Origin of the sequence: Bacteroides sp. OM05-10AA (assembly GCF_003439055.1) — a bacterium.
In the GTDB taxonomy this organism is placed as follows: Bacteria; Bacteroidota; Bacteroidia; order Bacteroidales; family Bacteroidaceae; genus Bacteroides; species Bacteroides intestinigallinarum.
In genome coordinates this window covers 66,160-91,041 of record NZ_QSUR01000019.1, presented here as the reverse complement: position 1 = coordinate 91,041, position 24,882 = coordinate 66,160, and the positions used below count along the sequence as shown (strand labels likewise).

General features: G+C 42.3%; 19 protein-coding genes, 1 tRNA gene and 1 pseudogene. 5 read left to right on the top strand and 16 right to left on the bottom strand.

Annotated features, from left to right (window positions below):
- Window positions 1-8: 8 nt before the first annotated feature.
- Window positions 9-1,118: an efflux RND transporter periplasmic adaptor subunit gene (locus DXB58_RS15685; protein WP_369907142.1), complete on the bottom strand. Its 1,110-nt coding sequence runs from the start codon at window positions 1,116-1,118 to the stop codon at window positions 9-11.
- Window positions 1,119-1,411: 293 nt separating this feature from the next.
- Here DXB58_RS15685 and DXB58_RS15680 point away from each other — a divergent pair, with 293 nt between their 5' ends.
- Both DXB58_RS15680 and DXB58_RS15675 read left to right on the top strand, forming a co-directional pair.
- On the top strand, window positions 1,412-3,154 hold the full coding sequence (locus DXB58_RS15680; protein ID WP_122137460.1) for a histidine kinase: 1,743 nt from the start codon (window positions 1,412-1,414) through the stop codon (window positions 3,152-3,154).
- Window positions 3,155-3,171: 17 nt separating this feature from the next.
- Window positions 3,172-3,942, top strand: coding sequence for a LytTR family DNA-binding domain-containing protein (locus tag DXB58_RS15675; protein ID WP_122137459.1), 771 nt, complete (start codon window positions 3,172-3,174; stop codon window positions 3,940-3,942).
- A 163-nt stretch (window positions 3,943-4,105) separates the two neighbouring features.
- Here DXB58_RS15675 and DXB58_RS15670 read toward each other — a convergent pair whose 3' ends face one another.
- The 3 genes from DXB58_RS15670 to DXB58_RS15660 form a co-directional block, all read right to left on the bottom strand.
- A complete protein-coding gene (locus DXB58_RS15670) occupies window positions 4,106-4,798 on the bottom strand; it encodes a hypothetical protein (RefSeq protein ID WP_147338733.1) in 693 nt (230 codons plus the stop codon).
- A gap of 64 nt (window positions 4,799-4,862) precedes the next feature.
- Complete coding sequence (locus DXB58_RS15665; RefSeq protein WP_122137457.1) at window positions 4,863-5,372, bottom strand: hypothetical protein; 510 nt, start codon at window positions 5,370-5,372, stop codon at window positions 4,863-4,865.
- Window positions 5,373-5,601: 229 nt separating this feature from the next.
- Window positions 5,602-5,685 (bottom strand) — tRNA-Leu (locus DXB58_RS15660).
- A 164-nt stretch (window positions 5,686-5,849) separates the two neighbouring features.
- Here DXB58_RS15660 and DXB58_RS15655 point away from each other — a divergent pair.
- Window positions 5,850-6,932, top strand: coding sequence for a mannose-1-phosphate guanylyltransferase (locus DXB58_RS15655; RefSeq protein ID WP_122137456.1), 1,083 nt, complete (start codon window positions 5,850-5,852; stop codon window positions 6,930-6,932).
- Window positions 6,933-7,086: 154 nt separating this feature from the next.
- On the opposite strand, the pseudogene DXB58_RS15650 reads toward DXB58_RS15655, so the two are convergent.
- The 3 genes and pseudogenes from DXB58_RS15650 to rpsO form a co-directional block, all read right to left on the bottom strand.
- A pseudogene (locus DXB58_RS15650) lies at window positions 7,087-8,736 on the bottom strand (AMP-binding protein).
- Window positions 8,737-8,771: 35 nt separating this feature from the next.
- The gene (locus DXB58_RS15645; RefSeq protein WP_004296396.1) at window positions 8,772-9,347 is read right to left on the bottom strand and encodes a helix-turn-helix domain-containing protein; all 576 of its coding nucleotides are present in this window, start codon (window positions 9,345-9,347) and stop codon (window positions 8,772-8,774) included.
- 185 nt (window positions 9,348-9,532) lie between these two features.
- Window positions 9,533-9,802, bottom strand: a complete 270-nt coding sequence (rpsO, locus tag DXB58_RS15640; protein ID WP_004296393.1) for a 30S ribosomal protein S15 — start codon at window positions 9,800-9,802, stop codon at window positions 9,533-9,535.
- Window positions 9,803-9,957: 155 nt separating this feature from the next.
- On the opposite strand from rpsO, the gene typA reads away from it, so the two are divergent.
- On the top strand, window positions 9,958-11,757 hold the full coding sequence (gene typA, locus DXB58_RS15635; RefSeq protein ID WP_122137483.1) for a translational GTPase TypA: 1,800 nt from the start codon (window positions 9,958-9,960) through the stop codon (window positions 11,755-11,757).
- Window positions 11,758-11,833: 76 nt separating this feature from the next.
- Here typA and DXB58_RS15630 read toward each other — a convergent pair whose 3' ends face one another.
- From DXB58_RS15630 to pckA, 6 genes are all read right to left on the bottom strand, one after another.
- The gene (locus DXB58_RS15630; RefSeq protein WP_122137455.1) at window positions 11,834-13,408 is read right to left on the bottom strand and encodes a beta-N-acetylhexosaminidase; all 1,575 of its coding nucleotides are present in this window, start codon (window positions 13,406-13,408) and stop codon (window positions 11,834-11,836) included.
- 32 nt (window positions 13,409-13,440) lie between these two features.
- A complete protein-coding gene (locus DXB58_RS15625; RefSeq protein WP_099145733.1) occupies window positions 13,441-13,965 on the bottom strand; it encodes a chromate transporter in 525 nt (174 codons plus the stop codon).
- Window positions 13,962-14,519 (bottom strand): chromate transporter, encoded by a 558-nt coding sequence (locus tag DXB58_RS15620; protein ID WP_009000949.1) that lies wholly within the window; start codon window positions 14,517-14,519, stop codon window positions 13,962-13,964. The genes DXB58_RS15625 and DXB58_RS15620 overlap by 4 nt, the downstream gene beginning before the upstream one ends.
- 31 nt (window positions 14,520-14,550) lie before the next feature.
- A complete protein-coding gene (locus DXB58_RS15615; protein ID WP_122137454.1) occupies window positions 14,551-17,040 on the bottom strand; it encodes a glycoside hydrolase N-terminal domain-containing protein in 2,490 nt (829 codons plus the stop codon).
- Between the two features lie 114 nt (window positions 17,041-17,154).
- Window positions 17,155-18,462 carry a DNA mismatch repair protein MutS gene (locus tag DXB58_RS15610; RefSeq protein WP_122137453.1) on the bottom strand — a complete coding sequence of 436 codons (1,308 nt, stop codon included), beginning with the start codon at window positions 18,460-18,462 and terminating at the stop codon, window positions 17,155-17,157.
- Window positions 18,463-18,610: 148 nt separating this feature from the next.
- Complete coding sequence (pckA, locus tag DXB58_RS15605; protein ID WP_004302393.1) at window positions 18,611-20,218, bottom strand: phosphoenolpyruvate carboxykinase (ATP); 1,608 nt, start codon at window positions 20,216-20,218, stop codon at window positions 18,611-18,613.
- A gap of 281 nt (window positions 20,219-20,499) precedes the next feature.
- Between pckA and upp the strand changes: the two genes are divergently transcribed.
- Window positions 20,500-21,153, top strand: coding sequence for a uracil phosphoribosyltransferase (upp, locus tag DXB58_RS15600; protein WP_004310703.1), 654 nt, complete (start codon window positions 20,500-20,502; stop codon window positions 21,151-21,153).
- Window positions 21,154-21,157: 4 nt separating this feature from the next.
- Here upp and DXB58_RS15595 read toward each other — a convergent pair whose 3' ends face one another.
- From DXB58_RS15595 to DXB58_RS15585, 3 genes are all read right to left on the bottom strand, one after another.
- Window positions 21,158-22,033 carry an AraC family transcriptional regulator gene (locus DXB58_RS15595; protein WP_117938102.1) on the bottom strand — a complete coding sequence of 292 codons (876 nt, stop codon included), beginning with the start codon at window positions 22,031-22,033 and terminating at the stop codon, window positions 21,158-21,160.
- A gap of 39 nt (window positions 22,034-22,072) precedes the next feature.
- Window positions 22,073-23,710 (bottom strand): MFS transporter, encoded by a 1,638-nt coding sequence (locus DXB58_RS15590; RefSeq protein WP_122137452.1) that lies wholly within the window; start codon window positions 23,708-23,710, stop codon window positions 22,073-22,075.
- A 71-nt stretch (window positions 23,711-23,781) separates the two neighbouring features.
- Complete coding sequence (locus DXB58_RS15585; RefSeq protein ID WP_122137451.1) at window positions 23,782-24,873, bottom strand: HlyD family secretion protein; 1,092 nt, start codon at window positions 24,871-24,873, stop codon at window positions 23,782-23,784.
- Window positions 24,874-24,882 lie beyond the last annotated feature (9 nt).

The window sequence follows — 24,882 nt, the reverse complement described above, 5'->3', positions numbered from 1 at the left end:
TGAGTTAGTTACTTCTTCTTTGTTATCGGCATTCCATCCTGTAGTAGTCCGACACCTTCTGTCACGATTTCATCCCCTACGGAAAGTCCGTTCGTCACGATGTAATCCTGTCCACCGTCCACACGCTCCACACTTATTTGGGTAGAATGCGTTTTGCCATCCACTACCTTATAGACAAAGACCTTGTCCTGCACTTCGTAAGTTGCTGCACGAGGAATGATGATACCGTCTTTGTAGACCGATGGAACCACCACATTTCCCGAGCTTCCACTATGCAGCAGTCCGTTCTTGTTGGGGAATGCTGCCCGTACACTGACGGTTCCTGTCGAAGCATCCACTACTCCGCTGATAGTTGCTATGGTACCTTTTTCTTCGTAGGTAGTCCGGTCATTCAACACCAGTTCGATGGTAGGCATCGACTGCAAAGCCTTCTCTTTAGAACCATATTGGCGAATGAGTCCTAAGAGTTGATTTTCCGTCATTGAGAAGTAAACATACATGTCCGAGTTGTCTGATACAGTAGTCAGTGGCTGTGCCATTCCGGCACTAACAAGTGTACCAACGCGATAGGGAAGTGTACCGATCACTCCATCCGAGGGACTTTTCACTTCGGTGTAGGAAAGGTCATTGGCAGCACTCAGCTCCTGCGCTTTGGCTTGTGCACGTTCGGCTTTTGCCATCAACAGATTATTCTCGGCCGTTTTCAATTCATAAGCCGAAATGACGTTTTGAGCAAAGAGTTCTTTCTTGCTATCGTAAGTCAGTTGTGCCGTAGCCAATGTTGCATCGGCTGCTTCCATATTCGCCCGGGCTGTGGCCAAAGCTGCCTGATAGGGAACTTGGTCGATGATGAAAAGCACTTGTCCACGTTTCACCGCCTGTCCCTCATTTACACACAATCGGGTGATGGTTCCCGTCACCTGCGGAAAGATAGCAATATCCTGCTTACCCTGGATAGCCGCCGGGTATTGGGTAGAAAGAGTTTTATTGACTGGTGCCACCTGCATCATCGCATATTCCGATACAGACTGCGAATATTCTCCTCCTCCGTTCTTGCATCCGGCAAGAGTAAGGAGTGTTGTCAGCATGAAGATTTGCCACATTTTGTTTGTTTCCATTTTCATAAAATTCAATGTATTATAGTGATTGATTAGTTCTCACAAGAGCGGTGCAAAAGTAGGTGTCAGCGCCCGCTCCCACAATGTAATTCTGGTCAAAGCCGGATTTTTGGGGGACGAAACCGCAGAGATAAGTGGTGAAACGGAATGAATGAAGCCAAATACCTATCCCCTCCATATAAAGTTGTGATGAAGATGTAATGCTATTTGGTATTATTTACTACTTTTGCCCAAACAAAGATAAGAGTCCATCCTAATAAATAGACTTGCATTTCAGACTTGATTACGCAGTTATGATAAGAAAACGTATTTATCTCACAGCCGCAATATCCCTGCTTGTAGTAAGCTTTTCCGCTTACTACCTCTATCGCGTGAACCGCTCCGCACGCAGCCGCCTGGAGTATGCCAACAGACTCATTGAAGTGAATCCACGAAAAGCACTGGCAGATGTGGAACAGATAAACCGTACTTTCTTGAGCGAAAGGAACTATATGATGTGCGATTTAGTAAAAGCCGGTGCTCTCATCGGCATACAGGAATATCTTGTGCCGGATTCACTACTTAACATCGTCAGTCCTTACTTCAAATATAAAGCGGACTCACTACACCTGACTGAAATATATTACTACCGGGGCGAGATAGCCCGTCACTCTAATTTCCTGCTTGAAGCCGTAGAATATTTCACCCTCTGCACACAATACAACAACGATGTGTACGATCTTCGCGAACTAAACTTCTACCTCAACAACTTCAAAGGGCAGGTTTACCACACTAAACACATGATGAAAGAAGAGAAAGAGGCCAAACTCGCCGCCCTCTCTCTGGCCAGGGAACTAAACAATCCCTCTCTCATTGCCGAAGCCTACTCTGAACTCACCCACTATTACGCCCGGACAAATGATGGCGATGAGAGTATTCCTCTGCTCAAAACTGCTTCTATGAAAGGTTACTCCGGCTCCTTGCAAGCCCGGTTATTATTCCTCCTCAGCGAAAAATATGCCGACAAGCACATGCCTGACTCCGCTCGTATCTATGCTCTGCAAATCCCGCATTTATATCAGGACTCAGTCGACTATCTGCTCGGCAAGATACATTCCGATCTTCAACAAATCGATTCCGCTCGTTTTTACCTAAACCGAAGCAGTCAGAGCAACAACCCCTTCATCTGCCTGAAAGTCTATCGCCAGTTGACAGATCTGAATATACGTACCGGTTCTCTCAATGGTGTATCAGACTGCTTGGAAAGACTGACGCATTATCAAGCACAGATAGACAGCATCGCTTATAACGAGGACCTTGCTCAAATTGAGAATGTGGATAAACTTCGAAAAACGATCCGTGACTCCGAAGTCGCAGAGGCAGAATACTACCGGTATTGGGTCTTCTATTGCTGGATTATTGTCATTGCTTTTAACGTCATCCTCATTCTAATGTCTATCTCCATCATTCTGCAAAAGAAGAAAAAAAAACTGCAATTGAAACGTCAGCAATCACGCCTTGACGCGCTGAAGATGCAGATAGACCCGCATTTTATATTCAATAATCTCAGCATCCTGCTCGACCTGGTAGAGACGGGAGATGCCACAGCTCCCATCTACATCAAATGTCTCTCCAAAGTTTACCGGCATATCGTAGCTAATGTCGATAAAAATCTTTCATCCGTTGCCGATGAATTATCCAGTCTGGAGGCTTATATCTTCCTACTCAAAATACGGTTTGAGGATGCCATACAGGTAGAAGTACAAGTTCAGGACGCTATCCGCGAGAGACAGATCCCTCCCATTGTATTGCAGATGTTACTGGAGAATGCTATCAAGCACAATCAAGTGTCGGAAGAAGCACCGCTATTCATCCGGGTATATTCCGACGGGGATAAATTGGTAGTGGAAAACAACTGCAAACCTCTTACTCCGAACTCTTCCACCCACCACATCGGGCTGCGAAATATCAAAGAGCGGTATCAGCTCACTGGTGCTCCCGCCCCTGAAATCTATCAGGATGAACACATCTATCGTGTCACCCTTTCAACGCTTTAAACGAAATAATAAATTCCATGAAAGTTCTGATTATAGAAGACGAAAACCACAGTGCCGAACGCCTGCAACGTTACATCTGTGCACTGCACCCTGATTACGAAATTTCCGGCATCACCAAAAGTATTGTCCAAAGCATAGATTTCCTCCAACGGGAGCAGCCGGATCTGATATTCTCCGATATCCGCCTACAGGATGGATTAAGTTTCGACATTTTCCGCCAAGTGAAGATAGTCTCGCCCATCATTTTCACCACTGCCTATGACCAGTATGCTATACAGGCATTTAAATTCAATAGTATCGACTATTTGCTGAAGCCTATCGACTCGGATGAATTGGAAGCAGCTATACAAAAAGCGATAGAAAGAATATCCCCCTCATCTCCGACTACCACTGCCCCGAACCTGGAACAGCTATTGGAATACCTGAGTGGGGCTATTCCCACCCCTCATTATCGGGAAAGATTTCTGGTATCCCGCAGAGATGAATATATCACTATCGAAGTCCAAAACGTCTGTTTCATCCACTCTCAACAGAACATAACCCGCCTTTATCTGACGGATGGCACCTCTGCCACCATTCCTTCCACATTGGACCAACTGGAAAAGGAAATGAATCCTGCTTCTTTCTTCCGTGCAAACCGTCAGCATATGATACAGGTGGGACACATTAAGAAAGTCAGCAACTGGTTCAATTATAAATTAAAGGTAGAAATGAATGGGTATCCGCAGGAGGAAATTTTGATAAGCCGGGAGAAAGCTGCCACATTCAAGAAATGGCTGGACAAATAACGACTGACTAGCTCTATAATCAATGATTTGCTGGGGTGTCATACCCAAGTTCAGGACACCCTGCAAACACTGGCAGTACATAGTACAACAACACGCTACACAACTACAACCTATAAAAGTAATAATCCGGAATTATTCTATTAATGAAAAGTCCGAAAGACCACTAATCATAGTAATAAAATACCGGTACTTTTTTCTTTAATGCGGGGATGTATATTTCATCCTGCTTTATCAGATCATCCACGAAAGTGATATCAAAACCCGTTACTTTATTCTTGTATTTACCATCAGTCGCCAGAAATACAGAAAAAGAATTCCGGGTTACTCCGCGAGTCACCGCCACATGAAGAGTTTCTACTTTTGTATCGGCTTCGTTATAGATATATTTCTTGCTTGTGGGATATTCATCTATCTGAGACGGTTCTTTATAAATCCTTTCTACATCTTCCAATGTTGATTTTCCACTTTCAATATTTCCGGGCAGTGCAAAACTTATAATTCCCTTATCCTCATACGCAATATCCGATCTCAAGGAAAAAATAATGCTTTCACGGATCGTCAAGCCCTCCTCTGTGGGATTGATAAAAATAGCATCTATTTTTTGCCCTTTCTGATTGACAAGAGTGACTTCCATATACCCGCCCATTGTGACTTGTTGTATTCCAGCATCTTTATATTCGAGGTTCCAGCCCGCCTTTTCCATGTCTGCAAGAGTACATGGCAAAAAGACTTCATGATTGTCTATCATCAACTTGAATGTCTCCACCGATGTCTCCTCGTTTTTCTTCTGGGCGTGGATACAACTACTAAATCCCCAATATAGCAGGCTCATTATCAAATATATCTTTAGTTTCATAATCCTATGTTCTGATGTGTGCTGACAAAGATTTGCCAATGAAATATGTCGTTCAAAATACTTATTATGCGCGCTCAGCATATAAATCCACATTTATATTCCATTCGCCGTCGTCTTTTACAGTTACATTCTGCCAATGGAATTTACGCTCCTCAATTTTAACGAAAACCCATTTCTTTCTTTTATCGTCCATATTCGTAAGAACGATCATATCATCCTGCTTCCTTGCTTCAAGTCGCATAATTTTCCCTGTATAACAGTAGACAATATCCCAAGCATGTGTATCCGGATTGTAGATACGAAGTGTTGTTCCGTACTCAGTGAGAGGATGAGGGGTTTCATTTTTTATATCCCGCGAAGGCAAAATAATAACATCTTGTACTGCCATACCTTCAAGAACCCATGAAAAATGCCATTCTCCTTTAGTAGAACAGGACATGTTGTGGTCAATATAATCGAAATTCCAGCTACCAATCAGTTTCCCGAAATAATTAAATTCTTCGGGCAGTTCCACACTCTTGCCATTACTTGTCAACGCATCTACAAATGACAACACAATTTGCTTATTTTCCATATTAATAATATGAATTGATTTTAAAGCTCTACAGAAAAGACATTAGCAAAAAATATACTTTTTCCATGATAGACTGTCTTTATTGTTACTTTCCTCAAAAGTACTTCTGATATAACATTCTACCAAACAAAATGACTGTTTTCTTACCGTCATTTTACACATGTGGGGAAACTTAAATAAAAAAAGAAAGCTAAGTAGTTGATTACTCAATACTTAGCTTTCCTTCCTGTACCCAGACCCGGGGTCGAACCGGGATGGAAGTGAATCCACTGGTGTTTGAGACCAGCGCGTCTACCGATTCCGCCATCTGGGCGCATACTTGATTTCTCAATTGCGGTGCAAAGATACGACATTATTTTGAATCCACAATAGTTTGGCAAAAAAAAGGAGAAAAAAATAATAAAACATATCTTAAACACTTCTCTATTCAGAGAATAAACCGTACATTAGCAGAAACTTTAAAATAGAGTCACTATCATGACAAACCAGGATAATTATTGCGTGATTATGGGTGGCGGCATTGGAAGCCGCTTCTGGCCGTTTAGCCGCAAAACATTGCCCAAACAATTCTTAGATTTCTTCGGAACGGGTCGTTCACTTTTACAGCAGACTTTTGACCGGTTCCAAAAGGTTATTCCAACAGAAAACATTTTCATCGTTACCAATGCAATGTATGCAGACTTAGTGAAAGAACAATTGCCTGAAGTGAGCGAAAACCAAATTCTGCTGGAACCTGCAAGACGAAACACTGCTCCATGTATAGCATGGGCTTCTTACCACATCCGGGCACTGAATCCAAACGCCAATATCGTAGTTGCACCTTCAGACCATTTAATATTAAAAGAAGATGAGTTTCTTGCCGCTATCGAAAAAGGACTTGATTTTGTTTCACGCTCTGAAAAACTACTAACATTAGGTATTAAACCCAATCGCCCGGAAACAGGATATGGATATATACAAATAGATGAACCCGCAGGAGGAAACTTCTACAAAGTAAAAACATTCACTGAAAAACCTGAATTGGAATTAGCTAAAGTATTCGTAGAAAGCGGAGAATTTTACTGGAATTCCGGCCTGTTTATGTGGAATGTAAATACAATCATCAAAGCAAGTGAAGACTTGTTGCCTGAATTAGCTTCCAAACTGGCACCGGGAAAAGATATTTATGCCACCGATAAGGAAAAAGCATTTATTGAAGAAAATTTCCCCGCATGTCCTAATGTATCCATCGACTTCGGTATTATGGAAAAAGCGGATAACGTGTATGTATCGTTAGGAGATTTTGGCTGGTCTGACCTTGGAACCTGGGGATCACTTTATGATTTATCAGAAAGAGATCCGGAAGGCAATGTCACTCTAAAATGCCATTCACTTATTTATGACAGTAAAGATAACATGGTAGTACTTCCCAAAGGAAAACTGGCCGTAATCGATGGATTGGAAGGATTTCTAATAGCAGAATCAGATAATGTTCTTTTAATCTGCCGCAAAGATGAAGAACATGCCATCCGTAAATATGTGAATGACGCCCAAATGCAACTGGGTGACGATTTCATTTAGCAGCGTATAATACTTAGCTGCTACAACAAAAGCCGGATAAGACAATAATATAAATAATGAACGGTGAACTCTCTGCAAACAATCATGCAGTTCGTTCACCGTTCATCGTTTATTATATCGAAAAACTTTGTGTGTCCTTAAACAATCACAGGCCTTAAATAATTTCTATTCCCTGCTCTTTACAAAGCTGTAATCCCAGATCCTTCAATCTGAACTTCTGAATCTTTCCACTACCTGTCATCGGGAATTCATTCACAAAGAAGATATATTTCGGAATCTTATAACGGGATATCTTATTTCTACAAAAATCACGAACATCAGCTTCCTGCATTTTCACACCTTCCTGCAAGATAATAAATGCTCCGACTGCCTCACCGTATTTCTTAGAAGGAATACCTGCCACCTGAACATCTTTCACTCCATCAAGTTTATAAAGAAACTCCTCTATTTCGCGCGGATAAATATTCTCGCCACCCCGGATTATCATATCCTTGATACGTCCGGTAATTCGGTAATTTCCATCTTCATCCTTGATACCCAAATCACCGGAATGCAAGAAATTGTTTTCATCAAGCACTTCTGCTGTTGCTTCCGGATTTTTATAATATCCTTTCATGGTGTTATATCCACGGTTGCACATCTCACCTTGTACGCCAACCGGACATTCTTCACCAGTTCCCGGGTCGATCACTTTTACTTCCGTAAATTCAAAATCACGTCCTACCGTATTACAACGTACATCAAACGGATCATCAATACGAGAAGCTGTCATACCCGGTGCAGTCTCTGTCAGTCCATACACACTGGTCACCTTCATATACATTTTCTCTTCCACCTGCTTCATCAGTTCAACAGGACATAGAGAACCTGCCATAATACCTGTACGAAGACAAGACATATCAAAGAGATCAAACATCGGATGATGCAACTCGGCAATAAACATAGTCGGTACGCCATAAAGGGCCGTGCAACGTTCTTTATGAATAGAAGCCAATACAATCAGCGGATCGAAACGTTCCACCATTACTTGCGTACAACCATGAGTCAGACAGTTCATGGTGGCCAACACCACTCCGAAACAATGGAATAACGGAACACAGCAGCAAAGTTTATCATCCGCCGTGAACTTCATGTGTTCACCAGTCAGAAATCCATTATTGGCAATATTATAATGTGTCAGCATTACTCCCTTCGGAAAACCGGTAGTTCCCGATGTATATTGCATATTCACCACATCGTGACAATCCACCTTGCTTTTGAGTTCGCTCAAACAGTCGTCTTCCACATTATTTCCCAATAACAGAATCTCCGCTGTATTATACATACCACGATGTTTCTCCTGCCCTACATACACTACATTTCTCATGTACGGAAAACGTTCACTCTTCAAATGTCCGCGTTCACAGGTTTTCAATTCGGGAAGCATTGTATAGGTCATCTACACAAAGTCACTGTCCTTCTCGCCATTCACGATACAAAGCGTATGCATATCCGAGTTCTGGCAAAGATACTCCAACTCCGATTGTTTATAGTTCGTATTTACAGTAACATATACTGCACCGATCTTCGCACAAGCGTACAACAATGTCAACCAATCGGGAACATTAGCCGCCCAGATACCCACATGGGTACCACGTTCCACACCAATGGCGATAAGCCCTTTCGCCATATCATCCACACGACGGTTCAACTGACTCCAGGTAAAACGGAGATTGCGGTCGGAATAAACGATATATTCCTTATCGGGAGTCTCTTCAGCCCAGTGCTCGAGCCACTGCCCCAAAGTACGATCAAATAATTGCATGTAATTATACTTAAGTCTTGGTTCCTACTATTTCATTAAATTGGCGTGTAAACTACTGCCAGGATTTTTGCAGCCTGCCCCTCGTAAGCATGTACATGATGAGGAACAATGGAATCATAATAAATGCTATCACCCTCTTCCAGCAAATAGGTATTCTTGCCGTAGCTGATTTCCATGATACCTTCCATAACCATGATAAATTCTTCCCCTTCATGAGAAGAAAGCACGAAGTCGGTATCTTCCGTTGGCATCACATCGATAATAAACGGCTCCATGTGACGATCCGCCTTTGACTTGGACAACGAGTGATATTCCATGTGTTTGCGAGAATGAATCGCGTTATTGGAGAAACTAATCGCATCCTTGGCTTCTTTCTTACGACAAACCACCGGTCCGACTTCATCCTGATCGTCAAGGAAAGTCCCCAGACGTACTCCCAACACACGCGCAATTTTAATTAGCGGTGCAAGAGAAGGTATATCAATGTTATTCTCAATACGTTCAACCTGTTCGATAGCCAAACCCGAACGTTGTGCCAACTCTTCTATGCTTATTGATTTATCTTCGCGGAGGGCTTTAATTTTTTCGCCAACAATCTTACTTGTATCCATTTTGAAAGCATTTTAGTTATCAAAGGTGATAAATTATAATAATTAAGCTGCAAAAATAGCAAAATCTTTAGATGAACACAATTATAACCGAAGAAAATACGACTATCAGGAAGAAAAAGAAGAAACTAAAAAAAGCCGCTCCTCTATAATGAGGAACGGCTCTTAATCTTTTCGCGACAAGTAGATTACTTACGCAAACCGAGCTCTTTAACAATAGCACGATATCTTTCGATATCTCTTGCTTTCAGGTAATCGAGCAAGCGACGACGCTTACCTACCAACATTGTTAACGCTCTTTCAGTACTATAATCTTTTCTGTTGAGCTTCATGTGCTCAGTCAGGTGAGAAATACGGTAGGAAAACAAAGCCACCTGGGCCTCAGCTGAGCCGGTATCAGTGTTAGACTTTCCGTACTTTCCGAAGATTTCTTGCTTTTTAGCAGCGTCTAAATACATAATTCTTAGAATTTTAATTGATAAATTATTCTTTTGAGCGTGCAAAGATAGGCATTATCTTTATATCACACAACGATTTACAAGAAAAAATTGCTATCATTGCATATATTTCTAATCCTATTTTCGTACCTTTGCAGCCAAATAATAGGTATTATATGCAAAATATTCGAAACATTGCAATCATTGCCCATGTTGACCATGGGAAAACAACGCTGGTTGACAAGATGCTATTGGCCGGAAATTTATTCCGCAGCAACCAAAATAGTGGTGAACTTATCCTGGATAACAACGATTTGGAACGTGAACGTGGTATAACGATTCTCTCCAAAAACGTATCCATCAATTACAACAGTACAAAAATTAATATTATTGATACTCCGGGACACAGCGACTTCGGTGGTGAGGTAGAACGTGTATTGAATATGGCCGACGGTTGTATTCTGTTGGTAGACGCCTTCGAAGGTCCGATGCCCCAGACTCGGTTCGTACTGCAAAAAGCGCTGGAAATCGGTTTGAAACCTATCGTGGTAGTTAATAAGGTAGATAAGCCTAACTGCCGTCCGGAAGAAGTTTACGAAATGGTTTTCGATTTGATGTTCAGCCTGAACGCAACGGAAGACCAACTGGACTTCCCCGTAATCTATGGTTCCGCCAAAAACAACTGGATGAGCACCGACTGGAAGCAACAGACTGACAGTATTACTCCGCTACTAGATTGTATCATCGAAAATATTCCGGCACCTAAACAACTGGAGGGTACGCCCCAGATGTTGATTACTTCTCTGGATTATTCTTCTTATACCGGTCGTATCGCCGTAGGTCGCGTACATCGCGGTACATTAAAAGAAGGTATGAATATAACGCTTGCGAAACGCAATGGCGATATGTTCAAGAGCAAAATCAAAGAACTCCATGTTTTCGAAGGTTTAGGCCGCGTGAAAACAAACGAAGTTTCTTCCGGTGACATCTGCGCACTGGTAGGTATCGACGGATTCGAGATTGGAGATACTGTTTGTGATTTCGAAAATCCGGAAGCATTGCCGCCAATCGCTATTGATGAGCCGACCATGAGTATGTTGTTTGCGATCAACGATTCTCCTTTCTTCGGCAAGGATGGTAAGTTTGTGACTTCACGCCACATCCATGACCGCCTGATGAAAGAACTCGATAAGAACCTGGCTCTCCGTGTAAGGAAGAGTGAAGAAGACGGTAAATGGATTGTTTCCGGCCGTGGTGTACTCCACCTTTCTGTATTGATCGAAACGATGCGTCGTGAGGGATACGAATTACAGGTAGGTCAGCCACAGGTTATCTTCAAAGAAATCGATGGTGTGAAATGCGAGCCGATTGAAGAGCTGACCATCAATGTACCGGAAGAATATTCCAGCAAGATTATTGATATGGTTACCCGTCGTAAAGGCGAGATGGTGAAAATGGAAAACACGGGCGAACGTATCAATCTCGAATTCGATATGCCTTCACGTGGTATCATCGGATTGCGTACCAATGTACTGACTGCTTCTGCCGGCGAAGCCATCATGGCACACCGCTTCAAAGAATATCAGCCGCACAAAGGAGAAATCGAACGTCGTACGAACGGTTCTATGATTGCTATGGAAAGTGGAACTGCTTTCGCTTATGCCATCGACAAATTGCAGGATCGCGGTAAGTTCTTTATCTTCCCGCAGGATGATGTTTATGCAGGACAAGTAGTAGGTGAGCATTCTCACGACAACGACCTGGTTATCAATGTTACCAAATCGAAGAAGTTGACGAATATGCGTGCTTCCGGTTCGGATGATAAAGTACGTCTGATTCCACCTATCCAGTTCTCACTTGAAGAAGCACTGGAATATATTAAGGAAGACGAATATGTAGAAGTTACTCCTAAAGCAATGCGTATGCGTAAAGTGATTTTGGACGAAATCGAACGTAAACGTGCAAACAAGAGCTAACACCATACTTATATATATAAGAAACGGGAGACAGAGTTATCTGCCTCCCGTTTTTTTTAAATCAGGAAAACTGAAATCATTTCCGGTTTACAATTTCAAAAGGAACACGTAAGGATACTCCCTTTTTCATCAAATTCATCATATTAGGATAAAGACGTTTTTTAAAAGATTCCCAATCACGATGTTCCATTTGTGTCCATCCGGCTTCCGCCAATGCCATACCACGCGGATAAGTCATGTAGGTCACCCGGTTCATATCCCGGATCGCTTCTCCCCAAAGGGTTCCCATAATACCTTGAATATGTGCCTGATCCGCGGCAGATACTCCATATCCCGGATCGAATTGATAGCACTTCTCTAAAGTGGTGACAGGCATTCCCCAGTTATTAAATTCCGGAAGGTCGCCTTTATACTGGGGATAATCCAGATAAGCATATTCACCCGGCGCCATAATCAACGGATTACCATATTTACGGGTAAGTTCCAGACAAGTAGGAGTCAGTCCTCCCCGCCAACTAACCAATGTTACATTCTTGGGATAAGGAAACAAATAATCATTGGCCGGCGGATAAATACGATCCAATTCACACCAAAGTATAGGAGTCTTACCATTCTCCTGAACAAACGTAAGCATACGGTCGAAGAAAGGAATCATCAACTGGGAAGCTTTCTGATACCCCAGTTCTTTCATCATCGCCTGACAACGTTCGCATTTGGTCCAGTTCTTCTCTACTACCGCTTCGTCTCCCCCCAGATGGATATAGCGGGATGGGAATAACTCCGATATTTCTTTGATAATATTCCGATAGACAGTATACACTTTCTCATTGTTGGCACACAACATCAAATCCAATGTCTTGCCTACAATCTTCGGTAGTGTATCCGTATGTGTACAACCCAGTTCAGGATAGGTGGCCAATATAGCAACAGTATGTCCGGGAATATCCAGTTCAGGTACAATCTCCACATGGCGTTTTGCGGCATATTGAATCAAGTCGGCAAGTTGCTCTTGGGTATAATAATCTTTCCCCACCAGTCCAGGATACTCTTTTATCTCTACGCGCCATCCCTGATCGTCCGTCAAATGCAGTTGCAGCGTATTGTATTTGTACCGAACCATCTGATCGATGAAAAATTTCACATCCTCAACCGGAAGAAAATTCCGGGCAGGATCAAGCATCAATGCACGATAAGAGAATCTTGGCGCATCGTCTATAATAACCGAAGATATTTTCTTCTGAGCTGTGACACACATATCACCTAAAAGGAGCTGGTCCACGGTCATCACTCCGTAATAAACAGCTGCGGCAGTCTTTCCCCGGATAACCATTCCTTTAGTATTTGTTTCAAGACGGTAATGCTCTTCTCCATCCATAGCAGGATCAATCAGTAACCGGATATCTGCACGATCCGATTTCGAAAAAGGAACTTCCACCTGCATTCTGTCATGCAGAATATCTTGCAGACTATGCGCCGCAAATTCCAGTTCAGACTGGTTCAGGTAAATACACGTTTTCCCACCATGAACGGCAAACGGTTTTTCCTTACCAAAAAGAATCCGATTGGGCATGGGCAACAATGCGGAAGTACAGTTTTGAGCAGATAAGCATCCCGCCAATGCACACAAACAAATGCAAATAAAAGTTCTCATAGCAATATAGATTTAATCAAATATTTGAATTCTCAATATAAAACGAATCCTACCACGCCCGCCAGACAAATCAACAGAATAGGATGAAGATTCCATTTCCATGTAACCAAAAAGGCGGCTGCGAAAATACCGATACTTTTATAATCTATAAAATTCTCTCTATTCATCATAAGCAATGCAGCCGAAGCAATCAGGGCGACCGACATAGGAAGCAGTCCGGACATAGCCGCCTTAATATACTTATTATCCTTACACTTCGCAAAGAAATAAGAAATGAGCAACACCAAAATAAAAGAAGGCAAACAAACAGCTACAGTAGCCAACACAGCTCCCCAAACACTTTGTGTTACCGCATAACCTACGTAAGTAGCACTATTTATACCAATCGGTCCCGGAGTCATCTGCGAAATTGCGACCACATCCGTAAACTGTTGAGGAGTCAGCCAATGATGGAGATCCACTATTTCATGTTGAATCAGGGAAAGCATCGCATATCCACCCCCAAAACCAAACATACCTATTTTAAGATACACCCAAAGTAATTGCCAATATATCATACCTGTTTATTCGCTATTTTTTCTTTCAACCATAATGTATATACCAATCCCCCTATAATTCCGGCCAACACAATATAAATAGGTGATAAGCCGAACTGCCAGATCAACACGGTGGCTATGGCAGGAGCAACCAATTGCAAATACTTCAGTTTCAGAGCTCTAACAGCAGAAATGCAAGGAAACAGAATCAATGCTACCACGGCAGGACGTATTCCATTAAAGATACGAATCATCACTTCATTATCCTGAAACTGTGCAAAAAACATGGCTATCAGCATCATGATAACGAAAGAGGGAAGAATCGTAGCCAATGCACACACCAGGCTACCACCCACCTTATACAACTTATACCCTACGAAAATAGAAATATTCACCGCAAACACACCCGGAAGCGACTGCGTCAAAGCAAACATCTCCATAAACTCTTCCTTATTCATCCATTGCTTGTTAACAATCTCCCGTTCAATCAACGGAATCATGGCATAACCGCCACCAATAGTAAACATCCCAATCTTCGCAAATGTCACGAATAATTTTAAATACTCCAGTACCATCCTTTCTTTCTAATTTTCCGATATTTTGTGTTTAATTTTTAATGAGCCCTTTGGCTGCATCATATCCAATCTGATAACTGCGTCCTTTCACTGTTTTAAAGGAGATAGTCTGATCCGCATACTTTATGACACAGTTGCCTCCTGCATTAGAGCGTACAACAGCTTCTTTCAATTGATGATTCTCCCAGATCATATCCACCTCAAAATTTCCTTTTGCACAGATGCCACTGATAGAACCGTCTTTCCATGCATCCGGCAAAGCCGGTAATAATTGAATAAAGCCCATGTGACTTTGAAGCAGCATTTCGGTGATTCCCGCTGTCCCACCAAAGTTTCCATCAATTTGGAAAGGCGGATGCGTATCCCACAAATTATCCATGGTTCCGTTCTTCAATAAATTGCCGAATAAAGTATAAGCATGATTACCATCCTGCAAACGCGCCCACTGATTCAACTTCCAACCCATACTCCAACCGGTAGCACCATCACCACGATGCACCAATACCACTTTAGCAGCTTTCGCCAGTTCGGGAGTAGTGACCGGAGAAACAGTATGTCCCGGATGCAGGCCGAACAAATGATTCACATGACGATGTTCATCTTTCGGATCATCAATATCCACCGACCATTCCATCAACTGACCATAACGACCTATTTGATAGGGAACGAGATTGGCAAGCACATGCTCCCATTGCTTACGTTCTTTCTTATCTACACCCAACACTTTGCTTGCTTCAATCGCATCCATCAGAATTTCACGCACTACGGCATGCACAAAAGTAGCTCCCTGATCGATAGGACCATGCTCGGGCGAAGTGGACGGAGCAGCCGTATAGGTTCCATCCGGCTTATGCCACAGGTAATCGACTGCAAAATCCGCACTACTCTTAATTAGTTCATAGCCGGTTTCTTTCAGAAATTTCAAATCTCTTGTATAGTCGTAATACTCCCATATATGAGTAGCCAGCCAGGGACCTGCCATCGGATTGAAGTTCCACGACATATCCTGACTTTCCAACGGAGTGGTAAAGCCGAAAATATTGCCGGAGATAGATGCCGTCCATCCTCTTGCTCCGAAATAAGCTTGTGCAGTCTTCTCCCCCGGTTTCACCAGTGTACGGATAAAGTCAATCAACGGAAGCACGCACTCATTCAAGTTGGTAGAACAAGCAGGCCAATAATTCATCTGGATATTGATGTTATTATGATAATCCACACGCCACGGTCCATCGACATTATTGTGCCAAATCCCCTGTAGATTAGCAGGCATATTGCCCGGACGGGAACTGGCAATCAGAAGATAACGTCCAAATTGATAATACAACTCTTCCAGATAATAATCCGGCTGTCCTTTCCGATAATTTTTCAGACGTTGGGAAGTAGGCAGATTCACTCCTTTCACCGCTGGATTCAGATTCAGCCGAACCCGGTTGAACAGAGTAGTATAATCATTATAATGTTGATTGAATAAAGCTGTATATCCCTGCGCCACTGCATTATTCATCCACTGCTTTGTCGTTTCTTCGGGGTTAACGCCTATATATGTTTTCGGATCTTTGAAATCCGGATCAAAGTTAATCTTATAGTCAGTGTCCGCTGTGATATAAAATACAACTTCGTCTGCATCCTTCACCGTCAACTTTCCATCTGCATTACACAGTGTTCCTCCTTTTGTTTCTGCCTGGATGCGCACAACATATTTCATTCCATTATTATCCAAAGAAGCTGTGTAAACCAGTCCTTTATTTCCATCAGAAACCATGCTGCCGGTAGACAGGGGATTAGGCGCATAACTGAAAACCAGATTTTGCTTCCCCGATTGATCCGCGCTGAAACGTACCACCATTACATTGGCAGGGTAAGAGATAAAAAAGTTGCGTTGATAAGCCACACGATCCTTTTTGAATTGTACGACTGCCATAGCCGAATCCAAAGAAAGAATGCGCTTATAATCGCTCATTCCTATCATATTCAGTCCGGTTTCTACATAAAACTCTCCCATTGTAGTAAAGCTACCAAAACGGAAAGGATTTTCTCCGTCAGCTTCATACGAAACTTCACTATTGAAGTTCTGTCGCGTCAGCATTTCAGCCTTTTTCTGATCTCCCTCTGTAAATGCTTTGCGTATTTCATCTAAAAGATGGGCCGATTGTTTATTGACATTCCAATAATAGTCCGCACCTTTCGCTGTGTTCGGACCACCGCGCCAAAGCGTTTTTTCATTGAAAGTGATACGTTCGGCTTCCACCGATCCCATAATATTTGCGCCGAGGCTACCGTTACCAATAGGCAATGACTGTGACTCCCAACTGGCATCCAGATTATGTCCGCTTCCTGCTGTTATCGGTTTATTTTCACCTTTCCACAAATCCGGTCTTCCGCCATACCAGGCGGCATATCCCTGCAAAGTATTGGGAGTATCAAACCAGATGGAAAGCCCTTGAGTATAATCTGTTTCTCCCGCATAAAGCCCGGAGGTAAGGAATAGGGAACTGATAAGAAAGGAATAAAGTTTCTTCATGGCTGTTGCATTATTATTCAAGATTAGTCGCTTATATAGTCCGTACAAAAGTAATTAAAATATGTCTCTAATAAAAATAAAGTAAAATCTTAATCCTCTTATAATGAGGTAAAACTATATCAAACCACCCAACAGTTTTTTCACGACCCAATACCCGACTCTGGCCTCTGAAATCCCCGGCAACAACCGATGAGGACAGACAAACGCATCATCAATAATTTCTGCTTCCATATAATAAAAGCAACAGGAAGAATCCTTTTCAAAGGCTTTCGCATATTCCAGAATATGAGTCGATATCAAAAAATGGCAATGAGAGAAGCCCTTCAATAATTCATTGACGGCAACGGAGGCTTCAAACGCATCTTTAGCATTCGTCCCGCGAAACATCTCATCCAATACCACCAAACAGCGTTTTCCGGTCACGGCTTTTTGCATCACTTCTTTAATACGGAGCACTTCCGCCATAAAATGACTTCGTCCGTCCCGCAAAGAATCCGGCAGATTGATCGAGGTATAAATCCCTTCGTAAAGAGGACAAATCATTGATTTCACAGGAACAGGCAAACCGCAATGTGCCAACCAGACAGCCAAGGTCAATGCCTTTAAAGTTGTTGACTTCCCCGCCATATTAGAGCCTGTAAAAATGCATATATTTCCCCGGGACATCTGCCAACTGTTTGGTTGCGCATCTTTCACAAAAGGATGAACGACTCCCTCCACCGAGAAGTCCATTGTCGGTACCATTACCGGCATACAACAGAAGTTCTTCTCTTTTGCCACCCGGTGAGCTGTACGGCAAACATCAAGTAGATATATAACAGACAGAAGTTCCTTCAAAGATAACAACCGAGTACACCGGAATAGATAATCGAATTTGTCTATGACAAAGTTAGATAGTCGTTTTTCCTCATCAGAGGTCTGCTCCAATACTTCCTCCAATTCACTTCCATGGAGAATATTATCAATCATAGCAGCAGATTCTTTCATGAGTTGCGGGGCGTCCTGTGGTAGTTCTGTCGCCCATTCCTTCAGACAATGCAAGAGATGAACCACTAATTTCACCCCTCTGCAGATCACATAACGGGTCGAATCATATCGCACCAGACGGTCGATAACAGTAGCACATGAAAGTAAAATATGAGCTTCCCGTATCTGGTCACGATAAGCCAGGTAATACTCAATAAAATCCAGCTCTTCTTCATTCAAAAGAAGTTCGGGCAAAGCATCCCAGACAATAGCCTCCTGTCTTTTACGGATTTCCTCCAAATCACTTAATGGATACATAATCCAGTTTAACATCAGCGCTTTTCCTTCTTTTGTCTCTGTTTTGGAAAACAAAGAGAAAAGAAATTGCTCATTACTAGCAGTCTCTGTAATGCTTAAATCCGCATAGGTCTGTTTGTCAGTAGCTAGATATACCATAACTGCCTTTAAAAGTTAGTACTCCTGTTTTGGCAAATATAGGGAAAAGTTTTAAACAAACAGCATTTATTCTCATAGAAAGGCATAGGCATAAACAAAAAGGCGGTTCGAAATCGAACCGCCTTCCATATTATATCTGATTCTCCAATTAGAGTTTCGGACCAGCAGCAACCAAAGCCTTACCAGCTTCGTTACCAGTAAATTTAGCGAAGTTCTTGATGAAACGTCCAGCCAAATCTTTTGCTTTTTCTTCCCATTGGCAAGCACATTCGTAAGTGTCGCGTGGGTCAAGGATCTTCGGATCAACACCCGGAAGTTCTGTAGGAACAACGAAGTCGAAGTAAGGCATAACCTTAGTAGGAGCTTTGTCGATAGAACCGTCAAGGATAGCGTCGATGATACCACGAGTATCTTTGATAGAGATACGTTTGCCAGAACCGTTCCAACCTGTGTTCACCAAGTATGCTTTAGCACCAGCTTTCTTCATCTTCTTAACCAATTCTTCACCATATTTAGTTGGGTGCAATGACAAGAAAGCAGCACCGAAACAAGCAGAGAATGTCGGAGTCGGTTCAGTGATACCACGTTCTGTACCAGCCAATTTAGCTGTAAAACCAGAAAGGAAGTAATACTGAGTTTGTTCCGGGTTCAGGATAGATACTGGAGGCAATACACCGAATGCGTCAGCTGACAAGAAGATAACTTGTTTAGCGTGAGGACCTTTAGACACCGGTTTAACGATGTTTTCGATGTGATAGATAGGATAAGAAACACGAGTGTTTTCAGTTACTGACTTGTCAGCGAAGTTGATTTCGCCTTCAGCGTTAACTGTACAGTTTTCCAACAGTGCATCGCGTTTGATAGCATTCCAGATGTCTGGTTCGCTTTCTTTATCCAAGTTGATAACTTTAGCGTAGCAACCACCTTCGAAGTTGAATACACCTTCGTCATCCCATCCGTGTTCGTCATCACCGATCAACAGACGTTTCGGGTCAGTAGACAAAGTAGTCTTACCTGTACCAGACAGACCGAAGAAGATAGCAGAGCTCTTACCTTCTTTGTCAGTGTTAGCAGAGCAGTGCATAGAAGCCATGCCGTTCAAAGGCAACAAGTAGTTCATGTAAGAGAACATACCTTTCTTCATTTCACCACCGTACCAAGTATTCAGGATAACCTGGATCTTTTCAGTCAAGTTGAATACAACTGCAGTTTCTGAGTTCAAGCCCAGTTCTTTGTAGTTTTCAACCTTAGCTTTAGAAGCGTTCATGATAACGAAATCAGGTTCACCGAAGTTAGCCAATTCTTCAGCTGTCGGACGGATGAACATGTTTGTTACGAAGTGAGCTTGCCATGCAACTTCCATGATGAAGCGCAATTTCAAGCGAGAGTTTTCGTTAGCACCACAGAAAGCATCAACAACGAACAGTCTCTTGTTAGACAATTCTTTAGTTGCCAATTCTTTAACTGCTTTCCAACATTTTGCGTCAACTGGTTTGTTGTCGTTTTTGTATTCTTCAGAAGTCCACCATACTGTATTTTCGCTGGTTTCGTCTTTTACGAAGAATTTATCTTTAGGAGAACGTCCTGTATAAACGCCAGTCATTACGTTTACAGCGCCCATGTTAGTTACCTGGCCTTTTTCGAAACCTTCCAAACCTGGTTTTGTTTCTTCAGCGAACAAAACGTCATAAGACGGATTGTGCACAATCTCGGTCACACCTGTGATACCGTACTTGCTTAAATCTAAATTTGCCATTTTCTTTTGAATTAATTAAAATTGGTATTTTGTTTTCTATCTCTTTTCACCTTAACATGGGGAGCTTTGGATACCCCCTTGTAAATCCGGCTACAAAAGTAATACTTTCTTTGGAAAGGAAGAAGGTATTAGAGAAATTTTTCCCTAATTGAAACTCTTTTATAAATTCCTAACAATATCTGCAAACTGAATATTGCAATTTGAAAGATTATCGTTTACTTTGCAAGCCAGTATGTTATCAATACTATGAAAATGAGATTAAAATTTGATTAAAAGATAATATGAAAGTAATTGATTTTGGCCAAACTAATTCGATTCTAAACCAGTACATATCCGAAATTAGAAATGTAGAAGTTCAGAACGACCGCCTGCGTTTCCGCCGTAACATTGAACGGATCGGAGAAATCATGGCTTACGAAATGAGTAAAGAGTTTAAATACTCGGTAAAAAATATCCAGACACCACTGGGAATTGCTCCGGTCAGTACGCCGGACAACAATTTAGTAATCAGCACTATTCTACGTGCAGGTCTGCCTTTCCACCAAGGTTTCCTGAGTTATTTCGACGGGGCGGAAAATGCATTTGTTTCTGCTTACCGCAAATATAAAGATACGCTGAAATTCGATATACATATAGAATATATCGCATCTCCCCGTATCGACGATAAAACCTTGATTATCACCGATCCTATGTTAGCAACAGGAGGCAGTATGGAACTAAGTTACCAAGCAATGCTGACGAAAGGTCATCCCGCTGAAATTCACGTTGCTTCCATTATTGCCAGCCAAAAGGCCATTGACCATATAAAGAATGTATTTCCTGAAGACAAGACAACCATTTGGTGCGCTGCCATTGATCCGGAAATCAACGAACATTCTTATATTGTTCCGGGACTGGGTGATGCAGGCGATCTTGCTTATGGCGAAAAAGAATAAACGCTTAGAGATTCTTTCGATATTGCTGCGGTGACACTCCTACCTGTTTCTTAAAGAACGTACCGAAATAAGAAGCATTGGGAAAGCCGAAAGCATTTGAAATCTCTTGAATGTCTTGCTGCGTATTCTTTAACAACGAAATACTTTTGCGGATAATCGCCTTGAACACCAGTTCTTGCACGGTATATCCGCAAATGCTTTTAGAAACAGCGGAAAGATATTTAGGAGACAAACATAGTTTATCAGCGTAGAATGCGACACCCCGCTCTTGCATATAGTACTTTTCAATCAATTGGATGAGATGAATAAAGACTTCGTTTTTACGTCCTTCCACTTCCTGACCGTTACTAACAAGTTTCCGATTATAGATAGAACAAATCCGGTACGTCAATGCCAGTAAAAGCAATTTCTGTTCATAAAGTTTAAATGAATCCTCCTGCGGTTGCAAAGCACTGTCCAACAAAGACATATATTTCATAATCTCTTCTTCCTCACCGGTAGTCCACACACAAGAAGGGCTATCAGGCGTAAGCCGGGAATACATATACATAGAAACAACCAGGTTTCCCATAATGTCCCGTATAGGTTCTATCTGATAGACCAATATCTGTATTTCCAGATCTCCGGACTCTTCCAGCACCTGAAATTCACCATCTTCAGGAATAAACAAACTATCACCCGACTTAGCCAGGTGTATCTTCTGATTGAGCAAAAATTTGAAATAACCTTGCCGGCAAATAACCAGCCCCAACCCTTTCATTTGAAAGGGTCTTTTCAGCGAGGATGGAAAAGTCACAAATATTCCTCTCGAACTGCATATATTTTTCCCACTTAACAAATCACGGTCAAACTGTAATAAACGATTTTGTCCGGTATCCATAACACTGCACATATTAACAGATCATTATCAAAAACGACGCTAAGTTAGCAATTTTCGTTTAGGATAAGGAACAACAAGCACAAATATCATACAAATTAACCCACCGTAAATCGTCCATCCCGCCATCTCTTTAAGAGCAGAAAGCGTGGCCTGCACCTGAATGCGTCCTTTGGTGGATATGGCAGCCATGTTACGGGCTTCCGTCTCGCTTTTTCCCTGATACTTCATCCCCTGTACCGTGCCAAGAAAAGAGGTAGAAGCATCCGGATTAAGCAAGTCTACATTTTGAGCATAACGGGTAACATAATGTTGCTGCCGCTCTTGCAAAACGTTTGTATAAATCGCTCCGCCAACACTCGGTCCAACAACCATACGCACTGTGAGCATGATACAAATCCATGTGGAAAGATATTTAAAAGGCATACGCTGATTCGCATAAGCGGCTGTCAACGCATACAGAATCATCATACCCGTAGCACGGATAATGACCGCATACTTCAAGCGTTCAAAAACTCCGGCTGTCTGCACCTCGAAATACATAAAAACAGCCGATAAAGAAAGGAAAAAAAATCCCATCGCAAACAAATACTTAAAATGCAATCCTTTCCCCCCTAGCACCATGGCAATCACAGCCCCAATGACATAGCCTACCATACACCAATTACCCAACGAGGCATTCTGTAGATTATCGAGATGCATACCCACTCCTGCAAATACATTGACAAACATTGCACTGGAGTTTACTACCATCAACAACAGATAAAGTAATGCTCCCATGCGTATGGTACGTAGTTTAAATGCCTCCAACAAAACATAGGGCGATCGACGGGTGGCATCCATATAAAGAAAGATTCCCGCAAAGAGGATACCGATAACAGTGGTCCAGCGAATAGATTCGTCATCATACCAATCGAGTACTTTTCCATACACTAACACATAAGTGAGACAGGTCAATGAAATGCAGAATGCAGTGACATTGCCGAACTTACGGAAATTAATAGGAAAACGCCCGGGAAACTTATAATTGGGCATGGTAGTTAATAAAATCAAGATGGAAACCAGGAGAACACCCATCATAAAATAATATACATACTTCCATTCATATTCAAAAGACAGCCAAGCAGTCAATGCCGTACCCAACTGCCCCAAAATCATAAAAAACAGGTAAACAGCAGGCTGGCTCACACATCTCTCTATGTCCAGTTTATTCCAACCGGCAGCATCCTTTGGTTCCAGTCCCGGAGTAATGTTGCGGGTAGCTTCCATTCCACCTGCATACCAGATGAGCGTAAACAGATTGACCATCATCAATACCATACGCAGAAAACCTGTCAGAAGACTGCAAAGCGCCAATAGAAAAATACTATCCGTCTTGGCACAGATATAGCTGAATATATACATGAGCGCAAACCCGACAATACACATCATCTTCTCCCTCCGTACACATACCAACTGATACAGAAAAGGAGCAAATGCCGCCATGCCTATAGAAGTTACAAAATTAGCAAACTGGATATGCTCGGATATAATACCAAGCCCGCTCATCATTTCAGTACTGTTCACCGAATAGACCCCACCTACCGTAAGAATCGGCAGAAAGAAAAATAACAGAATGATAATACCCAGCGATTTGGGCATCCAGTTATAGAAAGGATAATTTTTAGGATAAGAGGGCATTGGGTTTAATTAAAAATTATAAATTAAAAATTAAAGAAAGGGATATAGTGCGGGAGGAGATGGCGGGATAATTAGAGTTTGGCTTTCACCACTACCATCATGCCTGCTGCCAGCCGTTCATTATCTTCTTTAGATAAGTCCGTAAAATCGATTCGTACGGGAATACGCTGTTGAATCTTCACAAAGTTACCAGCCGAATTATCCGTCGGCACCAACGAATATTTAGACCCGGTAGCTCCTGATATAGAGGTTACCTTTCCTTTAAATTCTTTATCACTGATGGCGTCTACTGTGACAGACACTTCCTGTCCGACGTGTAAATTCTCAATTTGTGTCTCTTTATAATTAGCAACAATCCATTTCTGGGTATCAGGAAGAATATACGTAATGGTCTGCCCTGCCGAAATAAACTGGCCTTCTTCTAACGAACGACGACCGAGTTTTCCGTCACAGGGAGCTACCACCACTGTGTAAGACAGATTCAAGCGAGCCATTTCAAGTGCAGCTGTTGCTCTCTGAATCGCCGCTTCGGTACTCACACGACGGTAAGACACTTCATCCACACCGGAGAGTGCAGCTTTCTTTTGCCTCTTCGTAGCTTCCAGTTTTTTACGCGTAGCTTCATAATCCGTAACAATCTGCTCCAGTTGGATAGGAGTAGCCGCATTTCGTTTCACCAGATTCTCATACCGCTTCCGGTCTTTTTCCAGTTTCGACAACCGCACTTCAATCTCGGCAATAGACGCATCGTAAACAGACGCTGTTGTTTGCGTAGTATTAAGTGTTGCGTTAATGACCGTTGCACCGGCTTGTGCATCTTTCAGCGCAGCGTCTGCTTCCATGACGCGGATTTTATATTCACGGTCGTCAAGCACGAGCAAAGTGTCTCCTTTATGTACCTCCTGATGTTCTGTAAAGTAAATCTTGCCAATGTAGCCCGAAGCACGCAAATTGATAGGCGACACATATTGCTCTATTTGCGCATCGTTACTCGTCTCCGTCTGGCTATAATTCAGAAAAAGACAGATCACTTCAATCACTCCCCAGACGATGATAGCCACTCCGAGAAGGCTGACCGCAATTTGCCAGCGGCGAAGCTTTTTCATTTTCTTTGCTTTCTCCTGATGGCTAATAGAAGGGATATTATTCTCCATTGTTTCCATATTTATGAT

Coding starts and splice junctions, on each gene's coding strand:
- DXB58_RS15595 (WP_117938102.1), bottom strand. CDS start 22,033: ATGGATACCGGACAAAATCGTTTATTACAGTTTGACCGTGATTTGTTA.
- DXB58_RS15670 (WP_147338733.1), bottom strand. CDS start 4,798: ATGAAACTAAAGATATATTTGATAATGAGCCTGCTATATTGGGGATTT.
- DXB58_RS15620 (WP_009000949.1), bottom strand. CDS start 14,519: ATGGTACTGGAGTATTTAAAATTATTCGTGACATTTGCGAAGATTGGG.
- DXB58_RS15655 (WP_122137456.1), top strand. CDS start 5,850: ATGACAAACCAGGATAATTATTGCGTGATTATGGGTGGCGGCATTGGA.
- pckA (WP_004302393.1), bottom strand. CDS start 20,218: ATGGCAAATTTAGATTTAAGCAAGTACGGTATCACAGGTGTGACCGAG.
- DXB58_RS15680 (WP_122137460.1), top strand. CDS start 1,412: ATGATAAGAAAACGTATTTATCTCACAGCCGCAATATCCCTGCTTGTA.
- DXB58_RS15630 (WP_122137455.1), bottom strand. CDS start 13,408: ATGAGAACTTTTATTTGCATTTGTTTGTGTGCATTGGCGGGATGCTTA.
- DXB58_RS15665 (WP_122137457.1), bottom strand. CDS start 5,372: ATGGAAAATAAGCAAATTGTGTTGTCATTTGTAGATGCGTTGACAAGT.
- DXB58_RS15625 (WP_099145733.1), bottom strand. CDS start 13,965: ATGATATATTGGCAATTACTTTGGGTGTATCTTAAAATAGGTATGTTT.
- DXB58_RS15685 (WP_369907142.1), bottom strand. CDS start 1,118: ATGGAAACAAACAAAATGTGGCAAATCTTCATGCTGACAACACTCCTT.
- DXB58_RS15645 (WP_004296396.1), bottom strand. CDS start 9,347: ATGGATACAAGTAAGATTGTTGGCGAAAAAATTAAAGCCCTCCGCGAA.
- rpsO (WP_004296393.1), bottom strand. CDS start 9,802: ATGTATTTAGACGCTGCTAAAAAGCAAGAAATCTTCGGAAAGTACGGA.
- DXB58_RS15675 (WP_122137459.1), top strand. CDS start 3,172: ATGAAAGTTCTGATTATAGAAGACGAAAACCACAGTGCCGAACGCCTG.
- DXB58_RS15610 (WP_122137453.1), bottom strand. CDS start 18,462: ATGGTATATCTAGCTACTGACAAACAGACCTATGCGGATTTAAGCATT.
- DXB58_RS15615 (WP_122137454.1), bottom strand. CDS start 17,040: ATGAAGAAACTTTATTCCTTTCTTATCAGTTCCCTATTCCTTACCTCC.
- upp (WP_004310703.1), top strand. CDS start 20,500: ATGAAAGTAATTGATTTTGGCCAAACTAATTCGATTCTAAACCAGTAC.
- DXB58_RS15585 (WP_122137451.1), bottom strand. CDS start 24,873: ATGGAAACAATGGAGAATAATATCCCTTCTATTAGCCATCAGGAGAAA.
- typA (WP_122137483.1), top strand. CDS start 9,958: ATGCAAAATATTCGAAACATTGCAATCATTGCCCATGTTGACCATGGG.
- DXB58_RS15590 (WP_122137452.1), bottom strand. CDS start 23,710: ATGCCCTCTTATCCTAAAAATTATCCTTTCTATAACTGGATGCCCAAA.